A 19,024-nucleotide genomic window follows, 5' to 3' on the forward strand; every position below is an offset into this window, starting at 1 on the left:
CTCGCCTCGCCTCAGGCGGCTTTGCTCGCCGTGGCCTGCACCTTGGCCACCCGTTTGACGGTGGGCATGGGATCCCAGAAGCTGCAGAGGTAGTTATCGATATAGGCCGAGCGGACCGGACGCCGCCCGGCATTGGGCAGGAACGTGAGCTCGCCCAAGAACAGATCGTCACCGCGCACATAGATATCGACCCGGATGTAGGGGAAGGGCTTTGAGATTGCCTGCGCGATGTCGCGGGCTTCCTGCGTGACGGCGGGCAGGGGCACTTCGGCCCGATTGGGGCGGAGGAAGGGCTTGGCGATGTAGTTGAGATCCTTGTCGTAAATCGCATTGTTGCGCTGGCTCGTGCCAAGCCCGACATCGACCTGCAACAGCGCGGCGGTGCCATTGATGCAGTGAAAGCGGAAGTCTGGCACGATCTCGTCTTCGGCGCGGGCGATGGAGCGCTCGAGGAATACTTTGCGGTCGATCAACCTATACCACCATTGCGAAGAGGCGGTGCCATAGGGTTCGTCGAACCACTTGGGCAGCTTCTCGTCGATCTTTGCGCTGGTCTCGTCATCGAGCGCGCCGGAGAGATCGCAGCGGATATTCTGGCTGCTGCCGTGGTTGGTTTTCAGAAAATAGGTGCCCTCGGGCACGCTGGAGAGGTCAAACTCGGCTTGGTTTTCGAAGACCTTTTCGACCGGGCAGGGCTGGATCCGCTCGCGCAGATGCTCGGGAATATAGTGGCCGACGTTCAGCTTGTCGGCGGCGTTGAGGCGCGGCATCGGAGAGATCAGGCTGTTGAGCAGCATCATCTCGGTGAAACGGCGAGGCTGGGAAAAGTCGGGAAAGAGCCCGGTGGAGCGATAGTAGGCGCCGATGCCACGCTTTGCGACTGCGCGGGTTTCCTTGAGGCCCAGCTCGGAGAGGCAGGTCATCCATTGGTCGCCGGGGACTTTGGGGGCGTCTTTGAGGTTGTCGCGGAACCAGTCCCAATAGTCGCGCAGGTATTCGCGCACGAAGCCATCGCCCATGCTTTCGCGATCCCGCTTGTTGTAGAATGCCTGCTCGTGGAATTCGCGTGCCATTTGCCCGTTACCTAACCCGTTCCACCTGTGTTTGATTTTGAGGAGACCACACCAAGGGGGGATGGTCAAACCTGCTGAGTGAGGTGACGGGGGACAGTGACATCTGCGTTCCTGTCATGTGGCGGCGGCTCGTTTTGGCAAGCGTGAGGGCCTGCTTATCACCCCTTTGCGTCGACCTCTTCGCCGTCCGAGCGCACGAGGCGCAGGCGGGGTTTGTCGCCGGGCGCGGGGGGGGACGGGGGCGCGGGGGTGAAGCCGGGGGCGGGTTCGGCGAAGCCTTGCGGGGAGGCCTCGGTCGTGGTCTCGGCCTTTGCTTTGGCGATGGCCTTGCGAGCTTTCAGCCGCTCTTCGCGGGTCATGGGGGTGCCCAGATCTTCCGCGCCAGCGGTGACGCGGACCGGGCGGATGATTTCATCCTTCACGGTAAAGCGGCGCGGGGAGCGGCCGATGGGGCCGATGGTGCAGAGGCAACCCAGCGCCCGGGTTACATCGCCGAAGTCGGAGGTGAGCGGCAGCAGCAGCATTTGCCCGTCCATCGGCGGGCGGCCCACGCCGCGCTCGCCAGCAAGGGTGAGCAGGGCGGTGGAGGGGCCGGCGAAGACCTCTTCTAGCGCGCGGCTCAGGGTGGCGCGGTGCTCGGGCATGAACATGGAGGTGCAGGGCATACCACGCACTTCCATACCCATCAGATCATTCAGGTGCATCCCCGCAAGGCGGAAGCGGCCCACACCGGGCGCGATCCGCTCGAGGATGAAGGCATATTCCAGCGTTTCCTCGATTGCGCGAGGATCAACCTCGGCGCGCGAAGGCACTTGGCGCGGGCCGCGCAGCTCATCCCAGTAGCGGCGCAGTGTGTGGATGGCGGGGAATCGAATGTCGTTGTTATACTTCATCAGCGAAACCACCCCACGGCCTCTATCCTCTTGATGTTCCACGTCACCGCCCTCGCTAGAATTCCCGCTGGCTTTATTGTCCAAGAGCATCTGGTCTGTTAACCCATGGACAAGAAAGATTACCTATCCGTTAATAGCACAGAGCCCGACGAATTTCCGGGGGGAAAATTCATAAATGGTTAACTCCATGACAGGATTCGCCGCCCGTACCCAGCAGGGCAGCGACTTTACCTGGAGCTGGGAAATGCGGGGCGTGAACGGCAAGGGGCTGGACCTGCGTTTGCGGTTGCCCGAATGGATCAGCGGGCTTGAACAGGGGCTTCGCACGGAGCTGAACCGCTCGCTGGTGCGGGGCAATGTGTCTCTCACGCTTCGGGTCCAACGGAGCCGCACGAGCGGGGCGATGAAGCTGGATGGCTCGCAACTGGCGCAGGTTTTGGCGGCGCTCAGCGAGATCACCCGAGAGGCGGAGCGGGCCGGGGTAGAGCTGAAGGCACCGACCACTGCCGAGATCCTTGCGATGAAGGGCATTGCCGACGATCCGCAGCAGCTGAGCGAAGGCGAGATGGCGGCCCTGCGCGGCAAGCTGATGGCCGATTTTCCGCCCTTGTTGGATTCATTCTTGGAAATGCGGGCCACCGAGGGGGCGGCGCTGCATGCCGTCATGCTGGCTCATCTCGACCAGGTGGCCAAGCTGGTGCGCGAGGCCCGCCCCGTGGCCGAGGAGCGTAAGGCCGAGATGGCTGAGAGCCTGAAGGAAAACCTCACCCGCGTGCTGGAAAACGCAAAGGGCCTCGATCAGGACCGGGTGGCGCAGGAGGTGGCGCTGCTGGCGCTGAAGAGCGACGTGACCGAAGAGCTCGACCGGCTGGAGGCGCATGTAACCGCCAGCCGCGAGTTGCTGGCCAGTGAAGACGCCGTGGGCCGCAAGCTGGATTTTCTCTGTCAGGAGTTCAACCGCGAGGCCAACACGCTTTGCTCCAAGGCGCAGGCGGTGGAACTGACCCGCATCGGACTTGACCTCAAGGCCGCCATCGACCAGATGCGGGAGCAGGTTCAGAACATCGAGTGAGGGGGAGCCCAGCCTTGGCCAGACGCGGATTACTCATCATCCTGTCGTCGCCCTCCGGGGCGGGTAAGACAACCCTTGCACGCCGGTTGATGGCCTGGGACAGTGATCTGCGCTTTTCCATCAGCGCCACCACCCGCAAGCCGCGGCCGGGCGAGGAGGATGGGGTGCACTATCACTTCCTCACCGAAGATGCCTTTCGCCAGCAGGTGGCCGAGGAGCAGATGTTGGAGCACGCCCATGTGTTTGGCAATCACTACGGCAGCCCCGCCGGCCCGGTGCGCGAGGCGATCAACGCGGGCCGTGATGTGCTGTTTGATGTGGACTGGCAGGGCGCGCAGCAGATTCGCAACTCCGAGCTTGGCCGGCACACGCTCTCGATCTTCATCCTGCCGCCCTCGATCGACGAGCTGCGGCGCCGGTTGATCGAGCGCGGGCAGGACGAGGAAGAGACGATTGCCAAGCGGATGCAAAAGAGCTGGGACGAGATCAGCCACTGGGACAGCTATGACTATGTGCTGGTGAACGACGATCTGGACGACAGCGAAACGCACCTGCGCACCATAGTCAGCGCCGAGCGGATGCGGCGGGCGCAGCAGCCTGATCTGGCTTCCCATGTGCGCATGCTTCATGAGCAGTTTCGGGTGAAGGAAGGTCGATGATTTACGAGCTGGACGGGCTTGCGCCGCAGTTTCCGGGTGATGGCGACTATTGGGTGGCCCCCGATGCCAACCTGATTGGCAATGTGGTGCTGGAGAGCGGGGCCTCGGTTTGGTTTGGCTGCACGCTGCGGGGTGACAACGAGGAAATCCGCGTGGGCGCGGGGGCGAACGTTCAGGAGAACACGGTGTGCCACACCGACCCGGGCTGCCCGCTTACAATCGGGGCGGGGGTGACGGTGGGCCACAAGGCCATGCTGCACGGCTGCACCATTGGAGAGAATTCGCTGATCGGGATGGGGGCAACGGTGCTCAACCGGGCCGTCATCGGCAAGAACTGCCTGATCGGGGCGGGGGCGCTGATTACCGAGGGCAAGGAAATTCCTGACGGCTCATTGGTGATGGGCGCGCCGGGCAAGGTGGTGCGCCAGCTTGACGAGGCGGCCATCGAGGGGCTGCGGCGCTCGGCGTTGCACTACCAAGAGAACATGCGGCGGTTTCGCACCGGCCTGAAGGCGATCTGAGCCGGTGGATACTCCGGGCGGAATCGAGGGTTTTCTCGACGCGGTGCCGATGCCGCTGATCACCATTGGGGCGGATGCGCGGATCGAGGCGATCAACGCGCCCGCCGCCGCGCTCTTTGGCCGTGTGGGGCAGGGGCGGCATTATAGCTTGCAACTGCGTCAGCCTGCCGTTGCTCAACTGATCGAAAACGCTCTGGATGGCGGCCATTCGGGGCAGGCGCGGGTGCGACGGGTCGAGGGCGAAGGTGAGCAGATCTTTCAGGTGAAGGCGACGCTGGTGAAGGGGCGGGTGGTGCTGGCCTTCGAGGATTTGAGCCAGACCGAGGCGGCCAACCAGATTCGACGGGATTTTGTGGCCAATGTCAGCCATGAGCTGAAAACGCCGCTGACCGCGCTGACCGGCTTTATCGAAACCCTGCGGGGCCCGGCGAAGAACGACGAGGCGGCGCGGGAGCGGTTTTTGGGCATCATGGAGCGCGAGACGGCGCGGATGAACCGGCTGGTGAACGACCTGCTCTCGCTCAGCCGGGTGGAGGCGGTGGCGATGCAGCGGCCCTCCTCGCTGGTGGACGTGGGCCAGCTTCTGGCCTCGGCGGCCAATGCGTTGAAGCCGCTGGCCGAGGAGGCCCGGCTGGAGCTGGTGCGGCACTTCCCGCCGGACCTGCCAAAGGTGCCGGGCGATGCCGACCAACTGACGCAGGTTTTCACCAACCTTATCGAGAACGCGCTGAAATATGGCGGCGGAGGCGGGAAGATCGAGATTTCGGTGGTGGCGGAAGAGCGCGTGGTGGCCCTGCGCGGCCCGGCGCTGCGGTGCGCGGTGCGGGACTTCGGCGACGGGATCGACCCCCGACATATTCCGCGGCTGACGGAGAGGTTTTACCGGGTGGATTCGCACCGTTCGCGGGAGATGGGCGGCACCGGGCTGGGGCTGGCGATTGCCAAGCATATCGTGGCGCGGCACCGGGGGCGGTTTGTGATTGAGAGTGAGGTGGGCGAGGGGGCGTGTTTTACGGTGTTTTTGCCTTTGGGGATTGGGGGCTAGCGGGCGGCTTTGTGGGACGAACGGGCCATTCGACGGTCGCCTTGATATGTCTGCATTCATCTACGAGCTTTGTGTAAGAAACCTTCGGGGTCGAGAGGTCGGGTGACTTTAACATTGGAAGATAGACACGCTTTGAAAGCGTTGGAAGAAACGCTGTGGCGGGCCGAAACACGTTTTGATCCGGTCCTGATGGATCAGACGTTTTGCTCAGATTTCGTAGAGTTTGGCAGGTCGGGGCGCAGATATGAACGAGAAGAGATGCTTTTCGAACCCGATCAACATGCTGAAATAAAAGCGGAACTACCTCTGCCCGATTACTCAGTTCAGCTCATCGCTGCTGATGTGGCCCTCGCGACCTACATCAGCAAGGTAAGGTATGGCGATCAGATCGAAGTCGGACGTCGCTCGTCGCTGTGGGTTAAAGATGGCGGGCGCTGGCAGCTAAAGTTTCATCAAGGAACACCTTGCTAAAGCGTCTTCACGGCACAACGCTCAGTCTTGATAGCCGACATTCGTGCGATCTGCAGCATCCAGAAATTCGGGCTCGCAACCAACACTGAATGCATCTCTTCGAAGGCCAGTCCTGCCTTCCCCCACGGCATGTCATAAAACTGTTACACACCTGTCACAAAAGCCTAACACGCGACGCTCAGAAGGGCACCGCGAACGCCCCTCATGAGCAGATGGGGCGAGCCTGACATGCAACGGAGTTCCAGATGTCTTTCACCAAGCTCACAGTTTCCACCCTCGCGCTGACCGCGCTGGCCGCCGGCACCGCTGCCGCCCGTGACCAAGTGCAGGTTGCCGGGTCGTCCACCGTGCTGCCCTATGCCTCCATCGTTGCCGAAGCCTTCGGCGAAAACACCGACTTCCCGACCCCGGTCGTGGAATCGGGCGGCTCCTCGGCTGGCCTCAAGCGCTTCTGCGAAGGCGTGGGCGAGAACACCATCGACGTGGCCAACGCCTCGCGCGCCATCCGCGAAAAAGAGATCAAGGCCTGTGCCGATGCCGGCGTGACCGACATCATCGAAGTGCGCATCGGCTATGATGGCATCGTGTTTGCCTCCCAGCAGTCCGGCCCGGCCTTCACCGCCTTCCAGCCGGCCGACATCTTCAACGCCCTGGCCCCGAAAGTGGTTGTGGACGGTCAGCTGGTCGACAACCCCTACACCAAGTGGAACGAGTTCAACGCCGATCTGCCCGACGCTGAAATCGCCGCTTTCATCCCCGGCACCAAGCACGGCACCCGCGAAGTCTTCGAAGAGAAGGTGATGGCGGCTGGTTGTGAAGTCACCGGCGCCATGGAAGCCATGGTTGCAGGCGGCATGTCCGAGGACGACGCTGAAGACGCCTGCCTCGCAGTGCGCACCGACGGCAAGTCGGTCGACATCGACGGCGACTACACCGAGACCCTCGCCCGCATCGACTCCAACCCCAACGGCATCGGCGTGTTCGGTCTGGCGTTCTACGAGAACAACCAGGACAAGCTGAAGGTTGCCACCATGGGCGGCGTTGAGCCCAAGACCGAGACCATCGCCTCGGGTGAATACCCGGTGTCGCGTCCGCTCTACTTCTACATCAAGAAGGCCCACATCGGCGTGATCCCCGGCCTGAAAGAGTATGCCCAGTTCTTCATCTCCGATGACCTTGCTGGCCCGACCGGCCCGCTGGCCAACTACGGCCTCGTCTCCGACCCGGAACTGGCCAAGACCCAGGCCATGGTGAACGAAGAGCAGACCATGGGCGAAGGCATGTAAGCCTTTTCGCTGATCGGGGGCGGTGCCGCTGTGGTGCCGCCCCCTTTTTTGCTTGTGATGATGCCAGTGACAGCCCCGAGTTGACGGGGCACAGAATTCAGACCCCGGGGGACGGCACATGCCGGTTTTGTGGATCATCCTGATCGTTCTTGGCCTTGGCGTGGTGGGCTATGTGGTAGCCCGCAGCCGTGCGCTGGCCACTGCGGGCAACGACCCGCGGCACCTGCACTCGCTGCCCAGCTATTACGGCTACATGGGCTTTTTGTTCGCCGTGGCGCCGGCCGTTCTGCTGCTGATCGTCTGGCTCATCGCTTCTCCCATCGTGATCGAGAAGCGGGTGGCCGGACAATTGCCTGCCGATGTGGTGGAGCAGGCGGCCTCGACGAACCTGCTGATGGCCGAAGTGCGGCGGGTTTCCGATGGCCTCGATAACGCAGTTTCGATGGGGGTGATGAGCGAAGACACCGCCGCCAACGCCCGCGCCGATTTTACCGATATGACCGCCCGGCTGAAGGACGCCGGTCAGGTGATTACCCAGAACGTCACCGCGCCGGTGCTGCGGGCCGCGCAGGAGATGCGGCTGGCCAATCGCGCCTCGCGCCTGTGGATGACTGTTGCGGTGATTGCGATTGCCCTCGCCGGTGCCGCGCTGGCGGTGATGCGGGCGCAAAAGGACTATCGCGCCCGCAATGTGGTGGAGCGGGGCGTGCGCTGGCTGCTGGTCGGCGCGGCCTCGATTGCCATTCTGACAACGGTCGGCATTGTGTTGAGCCTGCTGTTCAACACCATCGAGTTCTTCCGGATCTACCCGGCCAGCGAGTTCTTTGGTTCGCTCACATGGGCACCCTCCTTTGGCGGCGGCTCGGAGCTGGGCATTTGGCCGCTGCTCTGGGGCACGCTCTACATTTCGGTCATCGCACTGGCGGTGGCGGTGCCGATTGGCCTCTTCGCGGCGATCTACCTTAGCGAATACGCCTCTAACCGGGTGCGCTCGGTGGCCAAGCCGCTGCTGGAGATCCTTGCCGGTATCCCGACCATTGTTTACGGCCTCTTCGCGCTGCTCACCGTTGGCCCGCTGCTGATGGCGGTCTTTGGCGGCGAAGGGCTTGGCTGGATGCAATCGGGCACGGCGGTGATGACCGCCGGGCTGGTGATGGGGATCATGCTCATTCCCTTCGTCTCCTCGCTCTCTGATGACATCATCAACGCGGTGCCCCAGGCGATGCGCGATGGCTCTTACGGCCTTGGCGCGACCCAGTCGGAGACGATCCGGCAGGTGGTTCTGCCCGCCGCGCTGCCCGGCATCGTCGGTGCGGTGCTGCTCGCGGCCTCGCGCGCCATTGGTGAGACCATGATTGTGGTGCTCGGCGCGGGTGCTGCGGCGCGGCTCAGCCTCAACCCGTTTGAAGCGATGACCACGATCACCGCAAAGATCGTAAGCCAGCTGACCGGCGATGCAGACTTTGCCTCGCCTGAGGCTCTGGTGGCCTTTGCCCTTGGGATGACGCTCTTCGTCATCACCCTCGGGCTCAACGTTTTCGCGCTCTACATCGTGCGCAAATATCAGGAGCAATACGACTGATGGCCGATGCAACTGCAAATGCCGCTCCGGCTCGGCGCCACGGCTCGCTTGCCACGCTGGACCCGCGCACAAAGCGCCGCAATGCCGCCGAGAGCCGCTTCAAGGCCTATGGGATTGCCGCGATTGCGCTGGGGCTGTTCTTTCTGGTGGTGCTCGCGGTTTCGATCCTGCGCTCGGGCATTCCGGCCTTCACCACCACGGTGGTGACGCTGGAGATGAACGTGAGCCAGGCCGAGATCGACGAGGCCGAAAGCGGGATGCTGAAGACCGCTGCCTATACCAAGCTCTTCATCGCGCAGCTCGGCAACCAGCTGCGCGAGGCCGGGATTGGCGACGATGTGCAGGATGACGCGATTGAGCGGATCATGGGCAAGGTGGGCAGCGATCTGCGGGTGTTCTTTCAGGAGAACCCGGAGAGCATCGGCGCGCCTGTGAGCTTTACGCTCAATGCCTCCAGCCGGGTGGATGGCTACTTCAAGGGACGGGTCAACCGCGAGACGCTGGTCGACAGCCGCTTCATGGTGGTGAGTGACCTTGATGTGGTGGATGCGCTGACCGAGGCGGGGATCATCACCCGGCAGTTCGACTGGGGCTTCATCACCGGCAAGGATGCGGGCGTGGACAACCCCGGCGGCGCAGGCATTGGCGCCTCGGTGCTGGGCTCGTTCTTCATGATGCTGGTGGTGCTGGCGCTCAGCCTGCCGATCGGCGTGGCCGCCTCGATCTATCTTGAAGAGTTTGCCCCCAAGAACCGCTGGACGGATATCATCGAGGTGAACATCTCCAACCTCGCCGCCGTGCCCTCCATCGTGTTTGGTATCCTCGGCCTTGCCGTCTTCATCCAGTTTGCCGGGCTGCCGCAATCGGCCCCGATCGTGGGTGGACTTGTGCTGACACTGATGACCCTGCCGACGATCATCATCTCGACCCGCGCCAGCCTGAAGGCCGTGCCGCCCAGCATCCGCGATGCGGCGCTTGGAGTAGGTGCGAGCAAGATGCAGGCCGTGTTTCACCACGTGTTGCCGCTGGCTGCGCCCGGCATTCTGACCGGCACGATCATCGGCCTGGCCCAAGCGCTGGGAGAGACCGCACCGCTGCTGCTGATCGGGATGGTGGGCTTTGTTGCCCGCGAATACCCGGGCGGATTTATCGAGGGGTTCGTTGAGCCGAACTCGGCAATGCCCGCACAAATCTACACCTGGGCCGCCCGTTCGGACGCGGCCTTCTATGAAAAGGCCTGGGGCGGTATCATCGTGCTGCTCGTGTTCTTGCTGATCATGAACGCCATTGCCATCGTGCTGCGCCGGCGCTTTGAACGGCGCTGGTAAGGGGAGCCATCGAAATGAATGACATGCGACCGCTGGAGAGAATAGTGGACACTGACAATATCAAGATCTCGGCCAAAAGCTGTCAGGTCTATTATGGCGACACGCACGCGATCCGGGATGTAGACGTTCAGATCGAAGACAAGACCGTGACGGCCTTCATCGGACCTTCGGGCTGCGGCAAATCCACCTTCCTGCGCTGCCTTAACCGGATGAACGACACGATCGACATCTGCCGGGTCGAGGGCGAAATCCTGCTCGACGGCGAAAACATCTATGACAAGAAGGTCGATCCGGTGCAGCTGCGCGCCAAGGTGGGCATGGTCTTTCAAAAGCCCAACCCTTTTCCGAAGTCGATCTATGACAACATCGCCTATGGCCCGCGAATCCACGGACTTGCCAAGACCAAGGCCGATCTGGATGTGATCGTGGAAAAGAGCCTCCGGCGTGGGGCGATCTGGGATGAGGTGAAGGACCGGCTGGATGCTCCGGGCACCGGGCTTTCGGGCGGGCAGCAGCAGCGCCTGTGCATCGCCCGCGCAGTGGCCACGGAGCCCGAGGTGCTGCTGATGGACGAGCCCTGCTCGGCGCTCGATCCGATTGCCACCAGCCAGGTGGAAGAGCTGATCGACGAGCTCAGGGCGCAATATTCGGTGGTGATCGTGACCCACTCGATGCAGCAGGCCGCCCGGGTGAGCCAGAAGACGGCGTTCTTCCACCTTGGCAATCTGGTGGAGTTTGGCGAGACCGGCACGATCTTTACCAACCCGCAAGACCCGCGCACCGAATCCTACATCTCTGGCAAGATTGGCTGATAACATGTCTGCACTTCCCCCGAACGAACAGCATATCGCCTCGGCCTTCGACCGTGATCTGGAGGCCATTCAGGCGATGATCATGAAGATGGGCGGCATGGTGGAGACCGCCATCACCGAGGCCGCCGCCTCGCTGGATGCCCGTGACGAAGAGACCGCCGAGCGCGTGCGCAAGAACGACAAGGCCATCGACGGGCTTGAAGAGCAGGTGGCCGAAGAGGTTGCCCGGCTTATCGCGCTGCGCGCCCCCGTGGGCACCGACCTTCGCACCGCGCTTTCGGTGATGAAAATCTCGGGCAACCTTGAGCGGGTTGGCGACTATGCCAAGAACATGGCCAAGCGCACTGGCGTGCTGGTGCAGTTGGACCCGATTGAAGGGGCAACCACCTCGATTCGCCGGATGTGCCGCGCGGTGGAGGGGATGCTGAAGGACGCGCTGGACGCCTATGTGCAGCGCGATGCGGAGCTGGCTGCTGATGTGCGGATGCGCGATCAGGAGGTGGACCAGATGTATAACGCGCTGTTCCGCGAGTTCCTGACCTACATGATGGAAGATCCGCGCAACATCACCGCCTGCATGCATCTGCATTTCATCGCCAAGAACACCGAGCGGATGGGCGACCATGTGACCTCGATTGCCGAGCAGGTGATTTATCTGGTCACTGGCGAGATGCCCGAGGAAAGCCGCCCGAAAGACACCGCGCTGGCCTATGAGGTGGAACGCTGAGATGAGCCGCACTGCACAACCTCTGGTGCTGGTTGTCGAAGATGAGCCAGCGCAACGCGAGGTCTTGAGCTACAACCTTGAGGCGGAAGGGTTTGACCTTGTTTCGGCGGATAATGGCGAGGATGCCATTTTGCTGGTCGAAGAGGAGCGTCCCGACCTGATCGTGCTGGACTGGATGCTGCCGAATCTTTCGGGCATCGAGGTGTGCCGCCGCCTGAAGCTGAAGAACGACACGCGCGCGATCCCGATCATCATGCTCTCGGCACGTGCCGAGGAGGTTGACCGCGTGCGCGGGCTGGAGACCGGGGCCGATGACTACGTGGTGAAGCCCTACAGCGTGATCGAGCTGATGGCCCGCATCCGCGCCCAGCTGCGCCGCACCCGGCCTGCCACGGTGGGTGCACGGCTGGAGTATGAAGACATCATGCTGGATGCCGAGACCCACAAGGTTGAGCGCAGCGGGCGTGAGCTGAAGCTGGGGCCAAAGGAGTTTCGGCTGCTCTCTACCTTCATGGAAAAGCCCGGCCGGGTCTGGAGCCGCGAGCAACTGCTCGACAGGGTCTGGGGCCGGGATATCTATGTCGATACCCGCACGGTCGACGTGCATATCGGGCGGCTGCGCAAGGCGCTCGGCGCCCATGGGGGGGACGACCTGCTGCGCACGGTGCGCGGCGCGGGCTACGCGCTGGGGTAAAGCACAGAGTCCGGGAAGGTGGGCAGATTGCCCACCCTACAGGTGGCGCAGGTTGCTGCGCGTCTCTGCGTCCGGGTTCTGGCAATTCTCCCAAAACGCCCGGGCCGTTAGGCTCAGATGTCAACCGGGCCTTCACCGGCCTCGAAGGCGCGGCACTTCCAGCGCGCGACAGTCCAGTTGGGGTGTTCGTTTGCCCATTTTGCCAGTTGCGAAGGTGCCATCCTCATGCAGGTTGTGGGCGTGCCATCCTGAAAAAGCAGGCTGCGGTTTTCGCAATCGGTGGGGCTGGCGGCGAGGCAGGTGACAAAGGCAAGTTCGATCATCGCGGGCGCTTTCCGGTTGAGGAGCGTGCTTGCACTGTGGCCAGACACCACGCGCATGCCATCATTTTCCGGACACAGGGTAAACGTGCCTTCATGCGGGCGCAAATTTAAGCGCCTCGGGGCTACAACGCGCTAAGCTGAGGCCGCTCCCATGCCCCGACGGGCTCAACCTTGCATCGCTTTCCCGAGCTGAGAACCAAGACTTTGGGCTGTGTTTCCGCTTCCGGCGGGCAGGGTCTAGGCTGGGGCTGCGAACTGGGAGGATTGCATGGACACCGAAACCGGCACCCGCGGGCTGGCCGCTCTCTCTGCGCATCTTGGGCAGGTGCTGGTTGGCCATGAGCGGCTGATAGAGCGGTTGCTCACCGGCATCCTCGCAGGAGGGCACCTGCTGGTGGAGGGTGCGCCCGGCCTTGCCAAGACACGCGCGGTCAAGAGCTTGGCTTCGGCTCTCAGCGGCTCCTTTGCCCGGATCCAGTGCACGCCCGACCTGCTGCCCTCGGACCTCACCGGCACCCCCGTCTTCCGGCCGCAGACCGGAGATTTCGAGTTTGTGCCCGGCCCGATCTTTCACAATCTCGTTCTGGTCGATGAGATCAACCGCGCCCCGCCCAAGGTGCAGTCGGCCCTGCTGGAGGCGATGGGCGAGGGGCAGGTGACGAGCGGCAATGCCACCCACGGGCTTCCAGACCCGTTTTTGGTGGTGGCCACGCAGAACCCGATTGAGCATGAGGGCACCTTTCCGCTTCCCGAAGCGCAGCTGGACCGTTTTTTGCTGCATGTGATGCTGGAGCTGCCCGATGCCGCGATGGAGCGGCGGATCCTTGATTTGGTCGAAGCCGAGGGGCAGGGCGAGGCCGGGGCCTTGCCCGAGGTTGAGGACATTCGCGAGGCGCGGGTGGCGGCGATGGGCACCCATCTTTCAGGCCCGGTGCGCGACTATATCGTGCGGCTTGTCACCGCCACACGCGCCGCGCCCTTTGCCGATGAACTGGCCCATCCTGCCAGCCCGCGCGGCAGCCTTGCGCTGGCGGCGGCGGCCAAGGCGCGGGCATGGCTGCGGGGCCGCGACCATGTGCTGCCGGAGGATGTTGAGGTGCTGGCTGAAGACGCGCTGGCCCATCGGCTGGTGCTGACGTGGCAGGCGCAGTCGGAGGGGCGCAGCGCGCGGGCGCTGGTGGCCGATGTGCTGGCTGCCACCGAGCCGCTGTGAGCCGCCCGGTGGAGCCCTTGCTCTCTATCCGCGGCGTGGCGCTTGATGCCGAGCGGCTGATAGCCTTGCGCGAGATGGCCGTTGAGCGCGAGCTCACGGCGCCGCCTGCCGCCATTCCGGGTGGTTTTTTGAGCAAGCGGCGGGGCAGCGGGCAGGAGATTGCGGACACGCGAGAATATGTGGCGGGCGATGACATTCGCCATCTCGACAGGGGCAGCACGGCACGCACCGGGGTGCTGCATATCCGGCGGTTTCAGGAAGAGCGCGACCGGGTGAGCTTTTTGGTGCTGGATCTGCGCCCCTCGATGCTTTGGGGCACGGGGCGGGCGTTTCGCTCGGTGGCCGCAGCCGAGGCGTTGGCGCTGATCGGGTGGCGTGCGGTGGAGGAGGGCGGGCGCGTTGGGCTTGTGACCTTTGGCGCGGGCGGGCCGGAGATTGTGGGCGCGCGGGGCCGGACGCGGGGGATGCTCGGCGTGATCGGCGGCATGGTGCGCGCGCATCGCGCGGCCCTTCATGCTGCCATGGCCAGCGGCGAAGACGAGGAGGAGCCGGAGCTGGCCGCACAGCTGCTTTCGCTGGAGCGGATCGCGCCGCGCGGGGCCGAGGTGCTGATTGCCAGCGGGTTTGACAGTTCGGGTTCCGGGCTGGCCGCGCGGCTGGGCGAGCTGGCCCAAAGGCGCCATCCGTTCTTGCTGGAGGTCGCCGACAGGGGGCCCGGCGGCTTGCCGGAGGGGCGTTACCCGGTGCGGTTGCGCAGCGGCGTGGTGCGGATGCTGCGGGTTTCGGGCAGCAGCCCGGGCCCGGCGGCGCCGGAGGGCTTTCCGCATGTGATAATCGAGGCCGCCGCGCCGCTGGAGCAGACGGCCCGGCAGCTTCATGCGGCATGGGGGCGGTGAGGCGATGGCAGACGGGCAGGCGCTGACGGAAGAGGCGGTGCAGGCCGGGCTGCTGGATATTCGACTGCCAAGTGAGGCCGCCGGGGGCGGGCTGGCCGAGGTGGCCGCCGGGGCCGGGATTGGCCTTGCCCTTGCGCTCTGCCTTGCCGCGCTGCTGCGGCCCATGTTGCATCGGCGGCAAAGGCCCGCGCGCCTGCCGAGCTTTGCCGAACGGCTGGCGGCAGCAGAGGCGATGCCTGAGGCCGAGCGGGAAATTGCCCTGCTGCGGCTCTGGCGCGAGGCGGACCCGGCGGGCTACGCCGCCCGCCGCGCCACGCTCTACACGCAGGATGGGCTGCCGGAGGGGCTGGGCGATAGGCTCGGTGAGAGGCTGGGGGCCAATGGCTGAATTTGCGCAGCCTTGGTGGTTTTTGCTGTTGCCCGTGCCGCTCCTCGCTTGGGCCTTGCTGCCCGCAACGAGCGGGGGCGGGGCGGCGCTGCGGATGCCAGAGCGGGTGGCCGCGGGCTTTTTGCCGGCGGGCGCGGGTGGCGGGCGGCGGGAAGTGCCGTGGATGGCGGCGCTGGCATGGTGCCTTCTGGTGGTGGCACTGGCCGGGCCAAGGGTGCTCGCCCCGGTTTCGGCGTTGCGGGTGACCGGGCGCGACCTTGCGATTGCGATTGACCTTTCGGGCTCGATGGTGCGCGAGGATTTTGCGCTCGACGGGCAAGCAATTTCGCGGCTTGAGGCGGTGCAGCGGGTGGGGGCGGAATTTGCCCGCCGCCGCGCCGGGGACCGGGTGGCGCTGATCTTTTTCGGCTCGGAGGCCTATTACGCGGCGCCCTTCACCTTCGACACCGAGGCGGTGGCGCGGCGGATCGAAGAGGCGCAGATCGGCATTTCGGGGCGGGCAACCAACATGGCCGATGCGGTGGGCCTTGCGTTGAAGCGGATGGCGCGGAGCGAGGCGGCGACGAAGGTGGTGATCCTGCTGTCGGACGGGGCGAACAACGCGGGCGCGACCAACCCGCGCGGTGTGGCCAGCCTTGCCGCCGAGATGGGCGTGCGGGTCCACACCATCGCCATGGGGCCGAAGGCTCTGGACGAGGCCGAGGAGGGCGTGCGCGGCGTGGTGGATGCGGCGACCCTGAGGGCGGTGGCGAGCCTGAGCAGGGGAGAGACATTTCGGGTGCGCACAACGGAAGACCTTGTGGCGGTGGGCGAGGCGCTTGACCGGCTGGAGGCAACGGCGGGTGATGGTTTGTCAGCGGAGGTCTGGCGGGAGTTCTGGGTTTGGCCTGCGGGGGTGGCGTTGATGCTGTGCCTCGGGCTGGCGTGGCGGGGGCAGGGATGAGCGGGCTTGTGCTGCTGCGCCCGTGGTGGCTGCTCGCATTGCCGGTGCTGGCGGTGGTGGCGGTGCTGCTCTGGCAGCGCCGCGCACGGCTGGGTGATTGGGAGCGCGTGGTGCGCCCCGAGATGATGGAGGCCCTGCGGCGGCTGGGGCATGTGCAGAGCGGGCGGCGGGGGCTGCGCGGGCTGGGCGCGCTGGCCGCCGCTGCGCTGGTGGTGCTGGCGTTGACCGGCCCGGCAACCACCCGCCGCGAGGCGGCGGCCTTTCGCAACCTTGATGGGGTCATCTTTGTACTCGATGCCTCGCCGTCGATGACCGGGGCAGAGGGGTGGGGCCAGATGCAAACCACGGGCCGGGCCGCGATGGCCGGGCTGGGCGCGCGGCCTGCGGCGCTGGTGGTGGTGGCCGGAGATGCCTATCACGCAGCGGATTTGACCAGCGATCACAGGGAGTTGGCCCAGACGTGGCAATTGGTGGAGGCCAAGACCGTGCCTGACAGGGGCAGCCGTCCCTGGCTGGGGCTGGGCAAGGCGAGCGAGGTTTTGGCTGAGGCGCGGCTGGTGAGCGCGGATGTGGTGCTGTTCAGCGATGGTGGCGGCCTCGGGCCGGAGACGGCGGAGGCGGCGGCGCGATTGGCCGGGCAGGGCGCGCGGCTTTCGGTGGTGGCGCCGGAGGGCGTGGCCTCGGCGGAGGTGCTGACGCGCGCGGGGGGCGGCAAGCTGTTTTCGCCGCTGGAGGGCCCTGCGCTGGCAGCGTTTCTGACCGAGGGCGGGCGGGCACGATTGGAGCGGGCGGAGTATCCGCTGTTGTTTCTGGCCGATCACGGGCGGTTGGTGCTGCTGTTTGCGCTGTTCCCACTGCTGCTTGCCTTTCGGCGGAGGCTGGTATGAGGGGGGCGGCGATCCTTGCCGTGGCGTTGCTTGCGCTGGCCCTGCTGATGGGCGGGCTGGCGCCTTTTGGCCGGGCGCTGATGGCCGCCGGGGTGCCGATACCTGCGCTCTTCTCCGATCCCGGTTGGCGCGGGGTGGCGCTTTATCACGCGGGGCGCTTTGACGAGGCGGCAGAGGCGTTTGGCGTGGCGGGGCAGCCGTTCAACCGAGGCAATGCCCTGGCGCGCGCCGGGCACTATGCTGCGGCGCTGGAGGCCTATGACCTTGCCCGCGCGGGCGATGACAGCGCGGCGGGGGCCAATTTTGACCTTGTGGCGGCCTATTACGCAGGGCTCGCGCTTGAGGCCGGCTCGGTTGTGGAGTGGTTCTCGGAGCGCGATCAGAGCCAGGAGGCGGTGGAGAGCTTTGAGGCGCGGGGAAATGCGCGGGCGGCGGGGACCGGCACGGAGGTGACGAACGTGGGTGCGCTCGTCGGCCTGCCGGAGGTTGTGACCAATGGCGCGCGTGAGGTGCGCAAGGTGTTTGATGACAAATACATCACTGCCGATGAGCGCTGGCTGGAGACGTTGGAGGACGTGCCCGGCGCCTTCCTCGCGGCGCGCATCCGGCATGAGGCCAAGCGGCGGGCACAGGCCGGTGAGGCGCAGCCCGAGGCGGAGGATCCAGAGTGAGGGCGGTGCTGATCTGGATCATGCTGGCGGGGGCGGCGCTGGGGCAGAGCGCGGAGGTGCGCCCCGGAGAGGTTGAGCTGACCGTTACGGTGGAGGATGTGGGCACCTTTCCCGAGGCGGGGCCGCTCACTGGCGAGATGGTGCTGGTGACGATTCACGGCGTCTACCGCCGCCACATTGCCCGTGAGCGGCTGGAGCAGCCGGAACTGGAGGGGTTTGCGTGGATGCAGCTGGGGCAGGACCACTGGTATGAAACCCGCGAACGGGGCCAGCCGGTCAAGAACTTCCGGCGGCGGATGGCGCTGTTTGCCGAGCAGCCCGGCCCGGTGGAGATTGGCGCCTTCACCCATCACCTGACCCTGATCGACGAAAACGATGACTGGTTTGACCATGATCTCACCTCCGAGCCGGTGACGGTGGAGGTGGCCGAAGCGCCGGTAGGGTCGGCATGGTGGTTTCCGGTGCGGCGCCTTGTGGTGAGTGACAGCTGGTCGAACGCGCCCGACCAGCTTGCACCGGGGGCAGGGGTGCTGCGGATCGTGCGGGTGGCCGCCACGGGCGCCGCACCGCAGATGATCCCGCCGATGCCGGACCTGCGCTCGCCCACGGGGCTGGTGTTTGCGCATCCCGAGCAACGGCTGGTGGAACTTTCGCCGGAAGGGCCTGTCTCTGTTGCCTTCTGGCGCTGGACGATCCAGCCGGGCAACGGGGTGTCGGCGATCACCGAGCCGATGGAGTTTGACTGGTACGACACGGCGGAACGGCAGTCGAGGCGGGTGCGCATTGGGGCGCAACGCGTGGCCTATGCCGCGCCGCTCGCCGCTGTGCCCGCGCCGGGCGAGGCCGGAACGGTGCGGGCGGGGCTATCGCGAGGCGCATTCGGCGCGGCGCTTGCGGTGGGGCTGGTGGCGCTGCTCTGGGGCCGGCAGTGGGCAAGGCCCGGCTTTGCCGATCCGCTGCGCTGGCAGGTGCGGCGGGCCGCGCGGGCGGGTGACCTTGCGGCGCTGAGGCGGGCGGGGGCGGCGCTGGCGCGGCAGGGGCGCAGCAGCCCGGCGTCGCAAAGGGCGATGGCCGAGCTTGACGCTGCGCTCTTCGGCAAGGGCGCTGCGCGGCCCGATCCGCGCGCGCTGGCCCATGCGCTGCTGGCCCGGCCCACCGATACTCATGGCTAAATTGCCAGATGCACTGCGGCGCGGCACCATCCCGCCACTATTGCCGAGGCTGCGAGGGGAGCGCTCAGCGGCAGACCCAACAGAGAGGGACGTTCCATGAGGCTGTGGCCTCAGCACTTTGGTGGCAGTCAGGAGGAACTTGCCACGGGCCACGTTGCGATGCACCCGGCGGTCGACGGGGGCGGGGCAAACCCGGAACGGATGTGCGGCATTCGCGCCCGGCTGAGAGAATTGACACCGGCGCTCAATGATCGCGTCTCACCGCCACTGATGGATGCGATTGCGACACATGTGGCCAAGGCGAACGGGGTGCTTGAACCGGCCTGACCGCAGGCCCCGAGCGGGCAAGCGCACGAAACAGACAGCCG

Annotated in this window: 22 protein-coding genes; 19 read left to right on the forward strand and 3 right to left on the reverse strand. The window is 65.3% G+C overall.

Going from position 1 to position 19,024, the window contains the following annotated elements; all coding sequences use genetic code 11:
* Positions 1-11: 11 nt before the first annotated feature.
* Together ACXAG6_RS12465 and ACXAG6_RS12470 are read right to left on the reverse strand one after the other, a co-directional pair.
* Complete coding sequence (locus tag ACXAG6_RS12465) at positions 12-1,073, reverse strand: ATP-grasp fold amidoligase family protein (protein WP_475337977.1); 1,062 nt, start codon at positions 1,071-1,073, stop codon at positions 12-14.
* 158 nt (positions 1,074-1,231) lie between these two features.
* Positions 1,232-2,008: a PAS domain-containing protein gene (locus tag ACXAG6_RS12470; protein WP_475337978.1), complete on the reverse strand. Its 777-nt coding sequence runs from the start codon at positions 2,006-2,008 to the stop codon at positions 1,232-1,234.
* A gap of 145 nt (positions 2,009-2,153) precedes the next feature.
* On the opposite strand from ACXAG6_RS12470, the gene ACXAG6_RS12475 reads away from it, so the two are divergent.
* The 11 genes from ACXAG6_RS12475 to phoB all read left to right on the forward strand — a co-directional run bounded on the left by ACXAG6_RS12475 (position 2,154) and on the right by phoB (position 12,163).
* On the forward strand, positions 2,154-3,038 hold the full coding sequence (locus tag ACXAG6_RS12475; RefSeq protein WP_475337979.1) for a YicC/YloC family endoribonuclease: 885 nt from the start codon (positions 2,154-2,156) through the stop codon (positions 3,036-3,038).
* Positions 3,039-3,052: 14 nt separating this feature from the next.
* Entirely contained in the window at positions 3,053-3,697 is a 645-nt protein-coding gene (gene gmk, locus ACXAG6_RS12480; RefSeq protein WP_475337981.1) for a guanylate kinase, read from the forward strand.
* Positions 3,694-4,218: a gamma carbonic anhydrase family protein gene (locus tag ACXAG6_RS12485; protein ID WP_475337982.1), complete on the forward strand. Its 525-nt coding sequence runs from the start codon at positions 3,694-3,696 to the stop codon at positions 4,216-4,218. Before gmk ends, ACXAG6_RS12485 begins: the two co-directional genes overlap by 4 nt.
* 49 nt (positions 4,219-4,267) lie before the next feature.
* Positions 4,268-5,263 carry a sensor histidine kinase gene (locus ACXAG6_RS12490; RefSeq protein ID WP_475339057.1) on the forward strand — a complete coding sequence of 332 codons (996 nt, stop codon included), beginning with the start codon at positions 4,268-4,270 and terminating at the stop codon, positions 5,261-5,263.
* 141 nt (positions 5,264-5,404) lie between these two features.
* The gene (locus ACXAG6_RS12495; RefSeq protein ID WP_475337983.1) at positions 5,405-5,734 is read left to right on the forward strand and encodes a nuclear transport factor 2 family protein; all 330 of its coding nucleotides are present in this window, start codon (positions 5,405-5,407) and stop codon (positions 5,732-5,734) included.
* Positions 5,735-5,979: 245 nt separating this feature from the next.
* Positions 5,980-7,020 carry a substrate-binding domain-containing protein gene (locus ACXAG6_RS12500; protein ID WP_475337985.1) on the forward strand — a complete coding sequence of 347 codons (1,041 nt, stop codon included), beginning with the start codon at positions 5,980-5,982 and terminating at the stop codon, positions 7,018-7,020.
* A 118-nt stretch (positions 7,021-7,138) separates the two neighbouring features.
* A complete protein-coding gene (gene pstC / locus ACXAG6_RS12505) occupies positions 7,139-8,602 on the forward strand; it encodes a phosphate ABC transporter permease subunit PstC (protein WP_475337987.1) in 1,464 nt (487 codons plus the stop codon).
* Positions 8,602-9,930, forward strand: a complete 1,329-nt coding sequence (gene pstA / locus ACXAG6_RS12510) for a phosphate ABC transporter permease PstA (protein ID WP_475337988.1) — start codon at positions 8,602-8,604, stop codon at positions 9,928-9,930. The genes pstC and pstA overlap by 1 nt, the downstream gene beginning before the upstream one ends.
* A 14-nt stretch (positions 9,931-9,944) precedes the next feature.
* Positions 9,945-10,742 carry a phosphate ABC transporter ATP-binding protein PstB gene (gene pstB, locus ACXAG6_RS12515; protein ID WP_475337990.1) on the forward strand — a complete coding sequence of 266 codons (798 nt, stop codon included), beginning with the start codon at positions 9,945-9,947 and terminating at the stop codon, positions 10,740-10,742.
* A gap of 4 nt (positions 10,743-10,746) precedes the next feature.
* Positions 10,747-11,469 carry a phosphate signaling complex protein PhoU gene (phoU, locus tag ACXAG6_RS12520; protein WP_140014377.1) on the forward strand — a complete coding sequence of 241 codons (723 nt, stop codon included), beginning with the start codon at positions 10,747-10,749 and terminating at the stop codon, positions 11,467-11,469.
* A 1-nt stretch (position 11,470) separates the two neighbouring features.
* Positions 11,471-12,163 carry a phosphate regulon transcriptional regulator PhoB gene (gene phoB, locus ACXAG6_RS12525; RefSeq protein ID WP_140014376.1) on the forward strand — a complete coding sequence of 231 codons (693 nt, stop codon included), beginning with the start codon at positions 11,471-11,473 and terminating at the stop codon, positions 12,161-12,163.
* A gap of 113 nt (positions 12,164-12,276) precedes the next feature.
* On the opposite strand, the gene ACXAG6_RS12530 is transcribed toward phoB, so the two are convergent.
* Positions 12,277-12,486, reverse strand: a complete 210-nt coding sequence (locus tag ACXAG6_RS12530) for a hypothetical protein (protein WP_140014375.1) — start codon at positions 12,484-12,486, stop codon at positions 12,277-12,279.
* A 268-nt stretch (positions 12,487-12,754) separates the two neighbouring features.
* Here ACXAG6_RS12530 and ACXAG6_RS12535 point away from each other — a divergent pair, with 268 nt between their 5' ends.
* From ACXAG6_RS12535 to ACXAG6_RS12570, 8 genes are all read left to right on the forward strand, one after another.
* A complete protein-coding gene (locus ACXAG6_RS12535; RefSeq protein ID WP_475337991.1) occupies positions 12,755-13,699 on the forward strand; it encodes an AAA family ATPase in 945 nt (314 codons plus the stop codon).
* Positions 13,696-14,595 carry a DUF58 domain-containing protein gene (locus ACXAG6_RS12540; RefSeq protein ID WP_475337992.1) on the forward strand — a complete coding sequence of 300 codons (900 nt, stop codon included), beginning with the start codon at positions 13,696-13,698 and terminating at the stop codon, positions 14,593-14,595. The genes ACXAG6_RS12535 and ACXAG6_RS12540 overlap by 4 nt, the downstream gene beginning before the upstream one ends.
* A gap of 4 nt (positions 14,596-14,599) precedes the next feature.
* Positions 14,600-14,983 (forward strand): hypothetical protein, encoded by a 384-nt coding sequence (locus ACXAG6_RS12545; protein ID WP_475337993.1) that lies wholly within the window; start codon positions 14,600-14,602, stop codon positions 14,981-14,983.
* Positions 14,976-15,926 carry a VWA domain-containing protein gene (locus ACXAG6_RS12550; protein ID WP_475337995.1) on the forward strand — a complete coding sequence of 317 codons (951 nt, stop codon included), beginning with the start codon at positions 14,976-14,978 and terminating at the stop codon, positions 15,924-15,926. Before ACXAG6_RS12545 ends, ACXAG6_RS12550 begins: the two co-directional genes overlap by 8 nt.
* Positions 15,923-16,813 carry a vWA domain-containing protein gene (locus tag ACXAG6_RS12555; protein WP_475337996.1) on the forward strand — a complete coding sequence of 297 codons (891 nt, stop codon included), beginning with the start codon at positions 15,923-15,925 and terminating at the stop codon, positions 16,811-16,813. Before ACXAG6_RS12550 ends, ACXAG6_RS12555 begins: the two co-directional genes overlap by 4 nt.
* A complete protein-coding gene (locus tag ACXAG6_RS12560) occupies positions 16,810-17,484 on the forward strand; it encodes a hypothetical protein (protein WP_475337997.1) in 675 nt (224 codons plus the stop codon). Before ACXAG6_RS12555 ends, ACXAG6_RS12560 begins: the two co-directional genes overlap by 4 nt.
* Positions 17,485-17,504: 20 nt before the next feature.
* Positions 17,505-18,656: a hypothetical protein gene (locus ACXAG6_RS12565; RefSeq protein WP_475339058.1), complete on the forward strand. Its 1,152-nt coding sequence runs from the start codon at positions 17,505-17,507 to the stop codon at positions 18,654-18,656.
* A gap of 96 nt (positions 18,657-18,752) precedes the next feature.
* Positions 18,753-18,983, forward strand: coding sequence for a hypothetical protein (locus ACXAG6_RS12570; protein WP_475337999.1), 231 nt, complete (start codon positions 18,753-18,755; stop codon positions 18,981-18,983).
* Positions 18,984-19,024 lie beyond the last annotated feature (41 nt).

The organism is Vannielia sp. ABF1_015 (genome assembly GCF_056160745.1).

Bases quoted from the DNA above. Each gene is read 5' to 3' on its own strand.
- ACXAG6_RS12535 (WP_475337991.1), top strand. From the start codon at position 12,755: ATGGACACCGAAACCGGCACCCGCGGGCTGGCCGCTCTCTCTGCGCAT.
- ACXAG6_RS12490 (WP_475339057.1), top strand. From the start codon at position 4,268: ATGCCGCTGATCACCATTGGGGCGGATGCGCGGATCGAGGCGATCAAC.
- ACXAG6_RS12485 (WP_475337982.1), top strand. From the start codon at position 3,694: ATGATTTACGAGCTGGACGGGCTTGCGCCGCAGTTTCCGGGTGATGGC.
- ACXAG6_RS12530 (WP_140014375.1), bottom strand. From the start codon at position 12,486: ATGATCGAACTTGCCTTTGTCACCTGCCTCGCCGCCAGCCCCACCGAT.
- ACXAG6_RS12465 (WP_475337977.1), bottom strand. From the start codon at position 1,073: ATGGCACGCGAATTCCACGAGCAGGCATTCTACAACAAGCGGGATCGC.
- ACXAG6_RS12555 (WP_475337996.1), top strand. From the start codon at position 15,923: ATGAGCGGGCTTGTGCTGCTGCGCCCGTGGTGGCTGCTCGCATTGCCG.
- ACXAG6_RS12475 (WP_475337979.1), top strand. From the start codon at position 2,154: ATGACAGGATTCGCCGCCCGTACCCAGCAGGGCAGCGACTTTACCTGG.
- ACXAG6_RS12560 (WP_475337997.1), top strand. From the start codon at position 16,810: ATGAGGGGGGCGGCGATCCTTGCCGTGGCGTTGCTTGCGCTGGCCCTG.
- ACXAG6_RS12550 (WP_475337995.1), top strand. From the start codon at position 14,976: ATGGCTGAATTTGCGCAGCCTTGGTGGTTTTTGCTGTTGCCCGTGCCG.
- pstB (WP_475337990.1), top strand. From the start codon at position 9,945: ATGAATGACATGCGACCGCTGGAGAGAATAGTGGACACTGACAATATC.
- pstA (WP_475337988.1), top strand. From the start codon at position 8,602: ATGGCCGATGCAACTGCAAATGCCGCTCCGGCTCGGCGCCACGGCTCG.
- phoB (WP_140014376.1), top strand. From the start codon at position 11,471: ATGAGCCGCACTGCACAACCTCTGGTGCTGGTTGTCGAAGATGAGCCA.
- pstC (WP_475337987.1), top strand. From the start codon at position 7,139: ATGCCGGTTTTGTGGATCATCCTGATCGTTCTTGGCCTTGGCGTGGTG.
- ACXAG6_RS12545 (WP_475337993.1), top strand. From the start codon at position 14,600: ATGGCAGACGGGCAGGCGCTGACGGAAGAGGCGGTGCAGGCCGGGCTG.
- ACXAG6_RS12500 (WP_475337985.1), top strand. From the start codon at position 5,980: ATGTCTTTCACCAAGCTCACAGTTTCCACCCTCGCGCTGACCGCGCTG.
- phoU (WP_140014377.1), top strand. From the start codon at position 10,747: ATGTCTGCACTTCCCCCGAACGAACAGCATATCGCCTCGGCCTTCGAC.
- ACXAG6_RS12570 (WP_475337999.1), top strand. From the start codon at position 18,753: ATGAGGCTGTGGCCTCAGCACTTTGGTGGCAGTCAGGAGGAACTTGCC.
- ACXAG6_RS12565 (WP_475339058.1), top strand. From the start codon at position 17,505: ATGCTGGCGGGGGCGGCGCTGGGGCAGAGCGCGGAGGTGCGCCCCGGA.